Raw genomic sequence first — 12,990 nt, 5'->3', positions numbered from 1 at the left:
CCCGGTCCGCCACCCGCCGCACATGGATGCACTCGCCCGGGCACTCCCGGGCCGAGTCCACCACGTCGGTGAGCAGCGGCAGCGGCACCGGCACGGTGGCGCCCGGGGACTGGCGCAACTCGTCGTCGGAGTCCTTGACGTACGCCAGCCCGTCGATGTCCAACTCGAACACCTCGGGCGCGTACTGCACGCAGATCCCGTCGCCCGTACACAGGTCCTGGTCGATCCAGACCTCTAGTGCCTCGGCTGCGCCCTGGCCCTGGCTGTCGCTCACGCGGAACCCATCCCTGCCGTTCGTCGTTCCGGAAATAACCGGGGAAGCACCCGGGGAAGCAACAGCCCCCGGCGGCTGTTGACCCGAACGACGATACAACCGGCGGCTTTCGAATGGAGATCGGCGGGTATCCCAGTGGCGGAGGGACGTGCGCAAGGGTGAAGATCGGACACACCGCGATCGTCTTTGTGATCTAGGGGTTTCAACCCCTACCAGCCCAGGTAGGGTCTGGGAACGTCCAGCTCCCCTTGGAGGAGGTGAGGACCGTGGCGGCCCACGACGACGAATTCAACCGTGGCGGCCGACCCGCTCGTGGTTCGGAAGACCCCATGAGCCAGGTCGCCTTTCTTGAGCAGGAGATCGCCGTCCTGCGACGCAAGCTCGCCGACTCTCCGCGGCACACGAGGATTCTCGAGGAGCGGATCGTCGAGCTGCAGACCAACCTGGCGGGCGTCTCCGCACAGAACGAACGGCTCGCGAGCACCCTGCGCGAGGCCCGCGACCAGATCGTGGCCCTCAAGGAGGAGGTCGACCGGCTGGCCCAGCCACCGGCCGGCTTCGGCGTGTTCCTACAGGCCAACGACGACGGCACCGCCGACATCTTCACCGGCGGCCGCAAGCTGCGGGTCAACGTCAGCCCGTCCGTCGAACTCGACGAGGTCAAGCGCGGCCAGGAGCTGATGCTCAACGAGGCGCTGAACGTCGTGGAGGCGATGGAGTTCGAGCTGGTCGGCGACATCGTCACCCTCAAGGAGATCCTGGAGGACGGCGAGCGCGCCCTGGTGATCGGGCACACCGACGAGGAGCGCGTGGTCCGGCTCGCCGAGCCGCTGCTCGACGGCACCCTGCGCACCGGCGACGCGCTGCTGCTCGAACCCCGCTCCGGCTACGTGTACGAACGCGTGCCCAAGAGCGAGGTCGAGGAGCTGGTCCTCGAAGAGGTCCCCGACATCGACTACCGGCAGATCGGCGGCCTCGGCAACCAGATCGAGCAGATCCGCGACGCGGTCGAGCTGCCCTACCTGCACGCCGACCTGTTCAAGGAGTACGAACTGCGGCCGCCCAAGGGCGTGCTGCTGTACGGCCCGCCCGGCTGCGGCAAGACGCTCATCGCCAAGGCGGTCGCCAACTCGCTCGCCAAGAAGGTCGCCGAGGTCACCGGCCGGCCGCAGGGCAAGAGCTACTTCCTGAACATCAAGGGTCCCGAGCTGCTCAACAAGTACGTCGGCGAGACCGAGCGGCAGATCCGCCTGGTCTTCCAGCGGGCCCGGGAGAAGGCCTCCGAGGGCACCCCGGTCATCGTCTTCTTCGACGAGATGGAGTCCCTGTTCCGCACCCGCGGCTCGGGCGTCAGCTCCGACGTGGAGAACACCATCGTCCCCCAGCTCCTCGCCGAGATCGACGGCGTCGAGGGCCTGGAGAACGTGATCGTGATCGGCGCCTCCAACCGCGAGGACATGATCGACCCGGCCATCCTGCGCCCCGGCCGGCTCGACGTGAAGATCAAGATCGAACGTCCGGACGCCGAGGCGGCCAAGGACATCTTCTCCAAGTACCTGGTCGACACCCTCCCGCTGCACTCCGACGACCTCGCCGAGCACGGCCAGTCCCGGGCCGGCACCGTGGACGCCATGATCCAGTCGGTGGTCGAGCGGATGTACTCCGAGAGCGAGGAGAACCGCTTCCTGGAGGTCACCTATGCCAACGGTGACAAGGAGGTCCTGTTCTTCAAGGACTTCAACTCCGGCGCGATGATCCAGAACATCGTGGACCGGGCGAAGAAGATGGCGATCAAGGACTTCCTCGACCACGACCAGCGCGGGCTGCGGGTGAACCACCTGCTCGCCGCGTGCGTGGACGAGTTCAAGGAGAACGAGGACCTGCCGAACACCACCAACCCCGACGACTGGGCGCGGATCTCCGGCAAGAAGGGCGAGCGGATCGTGTTCATCCGCACCCTGGTGACCGGAAAGCAGGGAGCGGACACCGGACGCTCCATCGACACCGTGGCGAACACCGGACAGTATCTGTAAGCACTACCCTCCGGCTGCGGGTCCCGACCAGCGGGTACCCGCAGCCGGTGTGTTTCGGGCCCGGACGGGCCGGAGCCGGGCAAGGAGGGCCGCATGACCGTACGGCGAGTAATGGGTATCGAGACGGAGTACGGCATCTCCGTCCCCGGCCACCCCAATGCCAATGCCATGCTCACCTCGTCCCAGATCGTCAACGCCTACGCGGCGGCGATGCACCGAGCGCGGCGCGCACGCTGGGACTTCGAGGAGGAGAACCCGCTGCGGGACGCCCGCGGCTTCGACCTCGCCCGGGAGGCGGCCGACTCCACCCAGCTCACCGACGAGGACATCGGCCTCGCCAACGTGATCCTCACCAACGGCGCCCGGCTCTACGTCGACCACGCCCATCCGGAGTACTCCTCGCCGGAGATCACCAACCCGCGCGACGCGGTGCTGTGGGACAAGGCGGGGGAGCGGATCATGGCCGAGGCGGCGGTGCGCGCCGCCCAGCTGCCCGGCGCCCAGCAGATCCTGCTCTACAAGAACAACACGGACAACAAGGGCGCCTCCTACGGCACCCACGAGAACTACCTGATGCGCCGGGAGACCCCGTTCTCGGACATCGTCCGGCACCTGACGCCGTTCTTCGTCTCCCGGCAGGTGGTCACCGGCGCCGGGCGGGTCGGCCTCGGCCAGGACGGGCACGAGGACGGCTTCCAGCTCAGCCAGCGCGCGGACTACTTCGAGGTCGAGGTGGGGCTGGAGACCACCCTCAAGCGCCCGATCATCAACACCCGGGACGAACCGCACTCCGACGCGGAGAAGTACCGCCGGCTGCACGTGATCATCGGCGACGCCAACCTCTCGGAGATCTCCACCTACCTCAAGCTGGGCACCACCTCGCTGGTGCTGTCCATGATCGAGGAGGGGTTCATCAAGGTCGACCTCGCGGTGGACCAGCCGGTGCGGACCCTGCACGAGGTCTCCCACGACCCCGGGCTGCGCCGGCTCATCACGCTGCGCAACGGCCGTAAACTTACGGCCGTACAGCTCCAGATGGAGTACTTCGACCTCGCCCGCAAGTACGTCGAGGAGCGCTACGGCGCCGATGCCGACGAGCAGACCAGGGACGTGCTGACCCGCTGGGAGGACGTCCTGGGCCGCCTGGAGACCGACCCGATGAGCCTGTCCGGCGAGCTGGACTGGGTGGCGAAGCTGGAGCTGCTGGAGGGCTACCGGCGCCGCGACGGCCTGGACTGGGACGCCGCCCGGCTGCACCTGGTCGACCTCCAGTACGCCGACGTGCGCCCCGACAAGGGCCTGTACAACCGCCTGGCGGCCCGCGGCCGGGTCAAGCGGCTGCTGACCGAGGACGAGGTGCTGCGGGCGGTACAGCGCCCGCCGGAGGACACCAGGGCCTACTTCCGCGGCCGCTGCCTGGAGCAGTACGCCGACGACGTTGCCGCCGCCTCCTGGGACTCGGTGATCTTCGACCTGCCCGGCCACGACTCGCTCCAGCGCGTGCCCACCCTGGAGCCGCTGCGCGGCACCCGGGAGCACGTCAAGGACCTGCTGGACCGCTGCCGCACGGCCGACGAGCTGGTCCGCGTGCTGTCCGGTGGCTGATCCGCGGCTGAAACGGCCCGGAACCGGGAATCAAGTCCCTAGCACTCGGACGTTGTCGTATTCGAGGGCCGTAGTCGGACCCTCCTTGTAGGGTCTGATCTTGTACGCACGCAACCGAGCGGGGTGAGGGACATGGCTACCAAGGACACCGACGGCGGACAGCAGCGGGCTACGCGTTCCACGGACGAGGCCGAGGAGGTCCAGGAGGACACCAAGGCCGCCGAGGACCTCAAGGAGCGCCACGAGAAGCTCTCGGACGACGTGGACTCGGTCCTCGACGAGATCGACGACGTCCTGGAGGAGAACGCCGAGGACTTCGTGCGCTCCTTCGTCCAGAAGGGCGGCGAGTAGCCGCTCACCCGTTCGTCCGCCCCGCGTCCTGTGGACCGCGGGGCGGATGGATGCGGGGCCCATGGGTAGGGTCCGTAGCAAACACCATGATCGTGTGGAAGGAATCGCGTGGAAGCCAACACTCGTAAGCCCGGGCATCTGCCGGCTGCCTTCCTGACGCCCGGCTCGTCGTCGTTCCTCGACTTCCTCGGCGAGCACTCGCCCGAGCTGCTGCCCGGCAACCGGGCGCTGCCCGCGGTCAAGGGCGCGGTTGAGCTGCCGCACGGCACCACCATCGTGGCCGCCGTCTTCGACTCCGGCGTCGTGCTCGCCGGCGACCGCCGCGCCACCATGGGCAACGTGATCGCCCAGCGCGACATCGAGAAGGTCTTCCCGGCCGACGAGTACTCCGCGGTCGGCATCGCCGGCACCGCCGGCCTGGCGGTCGAGATGGTCAAACTCTTCCAGCTGGAGCTGGAGCACTACGAGAAGATCGAGGGCGCCACCCTCTCCCTGGAGGGCAAGGCCAACCGGCTGTCCACCATGATCCGCGGCAATCTCGCGATGGCCATGCAGGGCCTCGCCGTGGTCCCCCTCTTCGCCGGTTACGACACCGACCGTGCCAAGGGCCGCATCTTCTCCTACGACATCACCGGCGGCCGCACCGAAGAGGTCAACTTCGCCACCACTGGCTCCGGTTCGGTCTTCGCCCGCGGCGCGCTGAAGAAGCTCCACCGCCGCGACCAGACCGAGCAGCAGACCGTCACCGCGGTCATCCAGGCGCTGTACGACGCGGCCGACGACGACTCGGCCACCGGCGGCCCGGACCTGACCCGGCAGATCTTCCCGATCGTCACCGTCATCACCGAGGACGGCTTCCGCCGGCTCGAGGAGTCCGACGTCGCCACGATCGCCCGCTCGGTGCTCGACGGCCGGCTCGAACATCCCGACGGCCCGCAGGCCGAGGTGCTGTGACGCCCGCTCACCCGCCGCGCCCGCCGTGGCCCTTGACCTACGCAGCAGCGCCGACGACAGCAGAAAGGCACGGTTGAGCCGGTGTCCACGCCCTTTTACGTTTCGCCCCAGCAGGCCATGGCGGACCGCGCGGAGTACGCCCGCAAGGGGATCGCGCGCGGCCGCAGCGTCGTGGTGCTCCAGTACGTCGACGGGATCGTCTTCGTCGCCGAGAACCCCTCGCGGGCGCTCCACAAGGTCAGCGAGATCTACGACCGGATCGCCTTCGCCGCCGTCGGCAAGTACAACGAGTTCGAGAACCTCCGGATCGGCGGGGTGCGCTACGCCGACCTGCGCGGCTACACCTACGACCGCGACGACGTCACCGCGCGCGGCCTCGCCAACGTCTACGCGCAGACCCTCGGCACCATCTTCTCCAGCGTCGGCGAGAAGCCGTACGAGGTGGAGCTGATCGTGGCCGAGGTGGGCGCCGCGGCCGAGGACGACCAGATCTACCGGCTGCCGCACGACGGGTCCATCGTCGACGAGCACGGTGCCGTCGCCGTCGGTGGCAACTCCGACCAGATCGGCAGCTACCTCGACCAGCGGCACCGCGACGGCATGACCCTGGCGGAGGCGCTGGCGCTGGCCGTCGAGTCCCTCGGGCGCGACTCCAACGGCGGGAGTGACCGGCAGCTCACCGCCGAGCAGCTCGAGGTCGCGGTCCTCGACCGCACCCGGCCCCAGCAGCGCAAGTTCAAGCGCATCCTCGGCCGCCAGCTCTCCCGCCTCCTCGAGTCCGACAGCGCGGCCACCACGAAGACGGACGACCCCTCAGACGAAGAAGAGGAGTAGCCCTCCCCGCCCCTCCCCCCGCCCAACCCGGTTCTGTCGGTCGCGGGACCACCCGCCGGTGGTGGGCTGGCCGCGCAGTTCCCCGCGCCCCTGCCCCCGGGGTGGGCTGGTCCTGTGGGTCGGGGGACCACCTGTGGGTGGTGGGCTGGTCGCGCAGTTCCCCGCGCCCCTGGGCCCCTCGGGCCAGCCCGGTCCCGTCGGTTGGGGGACTCCCCGTGTCCCTGCGTCGCTGTGCGCTGCGGAGCAGCCGCACTTGCCCAGGGGCGCGGGGAACTGCGCGCCGAGCCACGGTGCGCCGGCAGTTAGGTACGCACCGCAAGGGGCAGGCACCCAGGGGCGCGGGGGAACTGCGCGACCAGCCACCGCGCAGCGGCAGTCGCGCGCGTGCGGCAAGTGGCACGGACCGTCACGGCGCCAACGCAGTGGACCCGCGGGGAACGAGTTGGACAGGCAGCTCGGCCGGGGCGACGGGCACCCCGTCAATGCACCCGAGCAACGTGGCCATACCCTGCCCCCCGACCTCCTCGGCGGGAAGCCGCACCGTGGTGAGCTCGGGATCGAGCGCGGTCGCGAGTTCGAGATCGTCGAAGCCCGAGACGGACAGGTCCTGCGGCACCCGGAGCCCGAGCCGCCGCGCGGCCTTGCAGGCGCCGGCGGCGAGGATGTCGCCGTCGCAGAGGAGTGCGGTGGGTCGGGGCCCGGCCCCGGTGAGGGCGCGCACGGCCGCGTCATGAGCCGCACGGACGTTCAGCCCGCACTGCTCGATCCCCGGCAGGGCCCCCTCGACGTCCGCGAGCTCCTCGCGGACGGTCTGCGCCCGCACCCGGAACGTCCAGGTGTCCACGTCGGCCGCGAGATGCGTGATCCTGCGGTGGCCGAGCCCCACGAGGTGCCGCACCACCTGGCGGATGCCGTCCGCGACGGCGAGGTCGACCGTCGGCGGACCGCCCGCCGCCCCGGGCCCGCTGTCCAGCATGACCAGCGGCAGCCCGCCCTCGGCGATCCCCGCGAGCGCGTCGGCCGCCATGGAGGAAGCGATCACCCCGTCGATCGCGGCCCGCGCGGAGCCGAACGGGTCACGGGCCGGCCCGACCCCCTCGGGTGAGGGGTAGAGCACCACCCCGAAGCCGTGCGCGTCGGCCACCCGCGCGGCCCCGGCGTAGACCCGGGCGAAGTACTCGTGGGTGAGCGCGGGCACCACCAGCAGCGCGGTCCTGGTCCGCCCCAGCCGCAGGCTGCGCGCGGCCGCGTTCGGCCGGTACCCCAGCTCCCCGGCCGCCCCCCGCACCGCCTCCGCGGTGCGCTCCGAGACCCGCCCGCGCCACTTCCCGCCGAGCACCAGCGACACCGTCGCCTGCGACACGCCGGCCACCCGCGCCACATCGCGCGATGTGGGTCGATCGCTCCCGGCCACCTCGCCCGCCGCCTTCCTGGAACCCGCCCCACGGTCTGGACCCGTGAGCTGCCGACATGGTACGTATGACGCCGACAACGTTATACGTAACACTGATCTGCGGAGGGGCGATGGCGAGCGGCTACGGCGACCTGTTGCGGACCCGGCACGCCGCGCGGCTGCTCGGCGGCACCCTGCTGGGCCGGCTGCCCAACGCGATGTCCGGGCTGGCGATCGTGCTGTTCGTCCGGGCGCACGGTGCCGGCTACGGCCTGGCCGGCACCCTGTCCGCGCTGTACGGGCTCGCGGTCGCCCTCGGCCAGCCGCTGCTGGGGCGGGCGGTGGACCGCAGGGGGCAGCCGCGGGTGATGGCGGGGGCCGCGCTGCTGTCGGCGGCCGGGTTCGGGCTGCTCGCCGCGAACGGCCCGCGCCCGCTGCCCGTCGCGGTCGCCGCGGTGCTGCTCGCCGGGGTCGCCACACCGCCGCTGGAAGGCGGCCTGCGGGCACTGTGGCCGGCGGTGCTGGACCGGGAGGAGCAGGTGCGCCGCGCCTACGCGCTGGACGCCGCCGCCCAGGAGGTGCTGTTCACGCTGGGGCCGCTGCTGGTCACCGCGGCGGTCGCGGCCGCCTCCGAGGCCGCCGCGGTGGTCCTCACCGGGCTGCTGGGCGTGGCCGGCACCCTGATCGTCGTCACCTCCGGGCCGTCCCGGCAGTGGCGCGCCGAGGTCCGCGCGCCGCACTGGCTGGGCGCGCTGCGCTCGCCCGGGCTGCTGGCGCTGCTGGGCGCCTGCTTCTTCGTCGGCATCGCGCTGGGTGCCTTCTCGCTGGCCGCGGTCGCCTACGGGGACGCGCACGGCGGCGGCTCCGCCGCGTCCTACCTGCTGGCCGCCAACGGCTTCGGCGCGCTGACCGGCGGCCTGGTCTACGGCACCCGCACCTTCGCCGGCGCCCCCGAGCGGCGGCTGCGGCTGCTCGCGGTGGGCCTGGCCGCCTGCTACCCGCCGCTGCTGCTCGCCCCCGCGCTGGGCTGGATGCTGCCGCTCGCCGCGCTGTCCGGGCTCTTCCTGGCGCCCACCCTCGCCTGCGCCTTCCTGGTGGTCGACCGACACGCCCCGCCGGGCACCGTCACGGAGGCGTTCTCCTGGGTGGTGACCGCCATGGGGGTCGGCGCGGCGCTGGGCACCGCGGTCGCCGGGGTCGCCGCGCAACACGTCGGAACCTCCGCCGGATTCGGGGTTTGCGCCGCCTGCGGGGCCGTGGCGCTGGGCGTACTGCTGTCCACCGGGCGAATCCTGACGCCCCGCGAGGTCGAAACCGGTCGGCAGGTCACGGAAAAAGATCCAAACCGTGCCCCCGATCCCCGTTTCAGCACGTCGGATCAGGCGTAATGTTCAGACATGGACCGCCGCATTTTCGGGCTGGAGAACGAGTACGGCGTCACATGCACGTTCAGGGGACAGCGGCGTCTGTCCCCTGACGAGGTGGCGCGGTACCTCTTCCGCCGTGTCGTGTCATGGGGCCGCAGCAGCAATGTTTTCCTCCGCAATGGGGCCCGCCTCTATCTCGACGTCGGCTCGCACCCGGAGTACGCCACTCCCGAGTGCGACAACGTCACCGAACTCGTCACGCACGACAAAGCAGGGGAACGCATCCTCGAGGGCCTTCTGGTGGACGCCGAGCGGCGCCTGCACGAAGAGGGCATCGCCGGCGACGTCTACCTCTTCAAGAACAACACCGACTCGGCCGGCAACTCCTACGGCTGCCACGAGAATTACCTGGTCGCCCGGCACGGGGAATTCTCCCGGCTGGCGGACATCCTGATTCCCTTCCTCGTCACCCGCCAGCTGCTGTGCGGCGCGGGCAAGGTGCTCCAGACCCCGCGCGGCGCGGTCTTCTGCGTCAGCCAGCGCGCCGAGCACATCTGGGAGGGCGTCAGCTCGGCGACCACCCGCTCCCGGCCGATCATCAACACCCGGGACGAGCCGCACGCCGACGCCGAGCGGTACCGCAGGCTGCACGTCATCGTCGGCGACTCCAACATGTCGGAGACCACGATGCTGCTCAAGGTCGGCGCCACCGACCTGGTGCTGCGGATGATCGAGGCCGGCACCGTGATGCGCGACCTGACCCTGGAGAACCCGATCCGGGCCATCCGCGAGGTCAGCCACGACATCACCGGCCGCCGCAAGGTGCGGCTCGCCTCCGGCCGGGAGGCGTCCGCACTCGACATCCAGCAGGAGTACTACTCCAAGGCCGTCGAGTTCTGCGAGCGCCGCGGCATCCGCAGCGGCGTCATCGACCAGGTGCTGGAGCTGTGGGGCCGGGCCCTGGAGTCCATCGGCAGCGGCGACCTGTCGAAGATCGGCACCGAGATCGACTGGGTGATGAAGTACCAGCTGATCGAGCGCTACCGCAACCGCGACAACATCACCATGTCCCACCCGCGGGTCGCGCAGATAGACCTCGCGTACCACGACATCCACCGCCGGCGCGGGCTGTACTACCTGCTGGAGCGGAAGGGCCAGGCCAAGCGGATCTGCAGCGACCTGAAGATCTTCGAGGCGAAGTCGGTGCCGCCGCAGACCACCCGGGCCCGGCTGCGCGGCGACTTCATCCGCCGCGCCCAGGAGCAGCGCCGCGACTTCACCGTCGACTGGGTGCACCTGAAGCTCAACGACCAGGCGCAGCGCACCGTGCTGTGCAAGGACCCGTTCCGGTCGGTGGACGACCGGGTGGAGAAGCTGATCGCCGGTATGTGACCCGCTATGTGACCCGGCATCCGCCACCTTCGGCCCCACCGGCCGCGCAGGCCCCGTGCGTATCTCGTACGGGGCCTGCGGCACGCCGTAGGGTGTGGGGGCTGTACTCGTGTTCTCCGCCATGGATCGACCCAGCAGGCCCCCACTCCGACGACCGTAACGAGGATTTCCGTGCGCCGACGCTCAGTACTGCTCTCCGTACCCGCGCTCCTGCTCACCGCCGCCGGCTGCGGCAGCGACAGCAAGAGCGGCTCGGCGAAGCCCAGTTCGTCGCCGTCGGCGACCACTTCGGCCGCCTCGCCGAGCGCCTCGGCGACCCCGACGGCGAAGATCGTCTCCGGCCCGGTGCCGGGGATCACCGCGGGCACCGGCTTCAACCAGAAGCCCACCGTCGCCAAGGGCACCGGAACCCCTTCCTCCGACCTCGCCGTGAAGACGGTGATCAAGGGCGACGGCGCGAAGATCGCCAGCGGCGACTACGTCCAGGTGAACTACCTGGGGCAGATCTGGAACACCGGGAAGGTCTTCGACACCTCCTTCGGCAAGAGCCCGTACACGAACGTGATCGGCGAGGGCAAGCTCATCCCCGGCTGGGACCAGGGCCTGGTCGGCCAGAGCGTCCACAGCCGGGTGGAGATGGCGATCCCGCCGTCGCTCGGCTACGGCAGCAGCGGCAACTCGCAGGCCGGCATCAAGGGCACCGACACGCTGGTGTTCGTCATCGACGTGCTCGACCGCTTCGACGCGAAGAGCTCCGCCAAGGGCAAGGCGGTCGCGCAGAACGACGCGGCCCTGCCGAAGGTCGGCACCAACACCGACGGCAAGATGCCCTCGCTGACCATCCCGAAGAGCGCCAAGGCCCCCACCAAGCTCGTCTCGGCCTACATCCTCGAAGGCGACGGCCCGGTGATCAAGTCCACCGACGCGGTGCTGGCGCAGTACCAGGGCAAGGTGTGGACCACCGGCAAGGAGTTCGACTCCAGCTACAGCCGCAGCCAGCTGGCGGCGTTCGAGCTGAGCCAGCTCATCAAGGGCTGGCAGGAGGGCCTGGTCGGCAAGAAGGCCGGCAGCCGCATCCTGCTGGTGACCCCCGGCTCACTCGCCTACGGTGCCAACCCGCCGTCGGGCAGCGGCATTCCGAAGAACGCGACGCTGGTCTTCACCCTCGACGTGCTGGCCATCCTGTGAGGTCTGCAAGACTGTTCGGGTTGCCCGCAACAGCACAAGGAGCACCGCAGTGAGCATCGACAAGCCCGAGATCGACTTCCCGGGCGGCGAGCCGCCGGCCGGCCTCGAGGTCAAGGACATCTGGGAGGGCGACGGCCCGGTCGCGAAGGCCGGCGACACCGTCTCCGTCCACTACGTGGGCGTCGCGTTCTCCACCGGCGAGGAGTTCGACGCGAGCTGGAACCGCGGCGTGCCGCTGCAGTTCCAGCTCGGTGTCGGCCAGGTCATCGCCGGCTGGGACCAGGGCGTGCAGGGCATGAAGGTCGGCGGCCGCCGCCAGCTGACCATCCCCGCGCACCTCGCCTACGGCGACAGGGGCGCCGGCGCCGCCATCGGCCCGGGCGAGACCCTGATCTTCGTCTGCGACCTCGTGAGCGTCTGACCGCACGAGCATCTGATCCGACGAGCGTCTGATCGGCCGAGCGCCTGATCCGACGAACGTGTGACCACCGCGCACCGGGGCGCCCCCGGTGCGCTGACCTCGGCCCCCGCCGCTGTCCGGCGGGGGCCGCGGGTTTTGGGGGCGGCGCCGCTGAGCGGTACGGTTCAGCGGGGCCACGCCCGCGGGCGCGCCGGGCGGGAGAACACACGGATGAGGGCGTACTGATGGCGATCGCCAAGGCCGAGCGGCTGATGAACCTCGCGCTGTGCCTGATGAACACCCGGCGCCCGGTCAGCAAGCGCGACCTGCGCGCCTCGATCGAGGCGTACCACGAGGTCACCTCCGACGAGGCGTTCAACCGGATGTTCGAGCGCGACAAGGACGACCTGCGGGAACTCGGCCTGGTCATCGACACCGTGGAGAGCATCGACGGCGAGTTCGGCTACCTCGCCCGCAGCGACCGCAACCGCCTGCCGGACATCGCCCTGGACCCCGAGGAGGCCGCCGCGCTCGCGCTGGCCGCGAAGGTCTGGCAGCAGGCCCGGCTCGCCGAGGCCGCCAGCGGGGCGTTGCAGAAGCTGCGCGCGGCCGGGGTGCCGTACGAGGACACCACCACCGCGCTGGAGCCCCGCATCCCGGCGCCGGAGCCGGCCTTCGAGGCGCTGATGGTCGCCACCCGCGAACGCAAGGCGGTCGCCTTCGACTACCGCAAGGCCAACGCCGTACGGCCCGAGCCGCGGCTGGTCGAGCCGTGGGCGCTGGAGTGCTGGCGCGGCCACTGGTACCTGGCCGGCCACGACCGCGACCGCGGCGAGGTGCGGGTCTTCCGGCTGTCGCGGATCTCCGGCCGGGTCAGGGCGCGCGGCGCCTTCACCGTGGAGGTGCCCGACCACATCGACGTCCGCGAGGCCGTGGCGCGCTGGGCCGGCGAGGGCGCCACCGCGGCCACCGCGCGGATCAGACTGCGCCGCGACAGCGGCTACCCGCTGCGCGCCCGCGCGGTGGCCACCACCCCGGTCGACGCGGAGTGGGACGAGCTGGAGGTCCCGTACGGGCACGGCCTGGACGCGTGGCTGGCCGAGTTCGGCCCGGACGTGGTCGTGGTGGCGCCCGAGGAGTTGCGGGTGGAGCTGGTGGACCGGCTGCGCGCCGTGGCGAAGGGCTGACCGTGATCCAGT

At 70.8% G+C, this 12,990-nt stretch carries 12 protein-coding genes; 10 read left to right on the top strand and 2 right to left on the bottom strand.

Annotated features, from left to right (window positions below):
• A partial coding sequence (locus AC3EVP_RS32520) for a ferredoxin (protein ID WP_435136160.1) occupies positions 1 to 274 on the bottom strand: 274 nt, incomplete at its 3' end.
• A 266-nt stretch (positions 275 to 540) separates the two neighbouring features.
• Here AC3EVP_RS32520 and arc point away from each other — a divergent pair.
• The 5 genes from arc (at position 541) to prcA (ending at position 6,051) form a co-directional block, all read left to right on the top strand.
• The gene (gene arc / locus AC3EVP_RS32515) at positions 541 to 2,307 is read left to right on the top strand and encodes a proteasome ATPase (protein ID WP_335975352.1); all 1,767 of its coding nucleotides are present in this window, start codon (positions 541 to 543) and stop codon (positions 2,305 to 2,307) included.
• Positions 2,308 to 2,400: 93 nt separating this feature from the next.
• Positions 2,401 to 3,912 carry a depupylase/deamidase Dop gene (dop, locus tag AC3EVP_RS32510; RefSeq protein WP_335975355.1) on the top strand — a complete coding sequence of 504 codons (1,512 nt, stop codon included), beginning with the start codon at positions 2,401 to 2,403 and terminating at the stop codon, positions 3,910 to 3,912.
• 132 nt (positions 3,913 to 4,044) lie between these two features.
• Positions 4,045 to 4,263 carry a ubiquitin-like protein Pup gene (locus tag AC3EVP_RS32505; RefSeq protein WP_335975358.1) on the top strand — a complete coding sequence of 73 codons (219 nt, stop codon included), beginning with the start codon at positions 4,045 to 4,047 and terminating at the stop codon, positions 4,261 to 4,263.
• Positions 4,264 to 4,371: 108 nt separating this feature from the next.
• Positions 4,372 to 5,217, top strand: coding sequence for a proteasome subunit beta (prcB, locus tag AC3EVP_RS32500; RefSeq protein WP_335975360.1), 846 nt, complete (start codon positions 4,372 to 4,374; stop codon positions 5,215 to 5,217).
• 81 nt (positions 5,218 to 5,298) lie between these two features.
• Positions 5,299 to 6,051, top strand: a complete 753-nt coding sequence (prcA, locus tag AC3EVP_RS32495) for a proteasome subunit alpha (RefSeq protein WP_335975363.1) — start codon at positions 5,299 to 5,301, stop codon at positions 6,049 to 6,051.
• Between the two features lie 406 nt (positions 6,052 to 6,457).
• Here prcA and AC3EVP_RS32490 read toward each other — a convergent pair whose 3' ends face one another.
• Positions 6,458 to 7,414 carry a LacI family DNA-binding transcriptional regulator gene (locus AC3EVP_RS32490; protein ID WP_435136153.1) on the bottom strand — a complete coding sequence of 319 codons (957 nt, stop codon included), beginning with the start codon at positions 7,412 to 7,414 and terminating at the stop codon, positions 6,458 to 6,460.
• Positions 7,415 to 7,575: 161 nt separating this feature from the next.
• On the opposite strand from AC3EVP_RS32490, the gene AC3EVP_RS32485 reads away from it, so the two are divergent.
• From AC3EVP_RS32485 to AC3EVP_RS32465, 5 genes are all read left to right on the top strand, one after another.
• On the top strand, positions 7,576 to 8,832 hold the full coding sequence (locus AC3EVP_RS32485; protein ID WP_335975369.1) for an MFS transporter: 1,257 nt from the start codon (positions 7,576 to 7,578) through the stop codon (positions 8,830 to 8,832).
• A gap of 9 nt (positions 8,833 to 8,841) precedes the next feature.
• On the top strand, positions 8,842 to 10,203 hold the full coding sequence (pafA, locus tag AC3EVP_RS32480; RefSeq protein WP_328461949.1) for a Pup--protein ligase: 1,362 nt from the start codon (positions 8,842 to 8,844) through the stop codon (positions 10,201 to 10,203).
• 171 nt (positions 10,204 to 10,374) lie between these two features.
• Positions 10,375 to 11,391: an FKBP-type peptidyl-prolyl cis-trans isomerase gene (locus AC3EVP_RS32475; RefSeq protein ID WP_435136148.1), complete on the top strand. Its 1,017-nt coding sequence runs from the start codon at positions 10,375 to 10,377 to the stop codon at positions 11,389 to 11,391.
• Positions 11,392 to 11,440: 49 nt separating this feature from the next.
• Complete coding sequence (locus tag AC3EVP_RS32470; protein WP_435136145.1) at positions 11,441 to 11,812, top strand: FKBP-type peptidyl-prolyl cis-trans isomerase; 372 nt, start codon at positions 11,441 to 11,443, stop codon at positions 11,810 to 11,812.
• Positions 11,813 to 12,036: 224 nt separating this feature from the next.
• On the top strand, positions 12,037 to 12,978 hold the full coding sequence (locus AC3EVP_RS32465) for a helix-turn-helix transcriptional regulator (protein ID WP_335975382.1): 942 nt from the start codon (positions 12,037 to 12,039) through the stop codon (positions 12,976 to 12,978).
• Positions 12,979 to 12,990: the final 12 nt, after the last annotated feature.

The organism is Actinacidiphila sp. bgisy144, from assembly GCF_057708105.1.
Note: the sequence above shows the minus strand (reverse complement) of the source record. Positions and strands in the feature narration are given on the sequence as shown.

Coding starts and splice junctions, on each gene's coding strand:
- dop (WP_335975355.1), top strand. CDS start 2,401: ATGACCGTACGGCGAGTAATGGGTATCGAGACGGAGTACGGCATCTCC.
- AC3EVP_RS32505 (WP_335975358.1), top strand. CDS start 4,045: ATGGCTACCAAGGACACCGACGGCGGACAGCAGCGGGCTACGCGTTCC.
- AC3EVP_RS32485 (WP_335975369.1), top strand. CDS start 7,576: ATGGCGAGCGGCTACGGCGACCTGTTGCGGACCCGGCACGCCGCGCGG.
- pafA (WP_328461949.1), top strand. CDS start 8,842: ATGGACCGCCGCATTTTCGGGCTGGAGAACGAGTACGGCGTCACATGC.
- AC3EVP_RS32465 (WP_335975382.1), top strand. CDS start 12,037: ATGGCGATCGCCAAGGCCGAGCGGCTGATGAACCTCGCGCTGTGCCTG.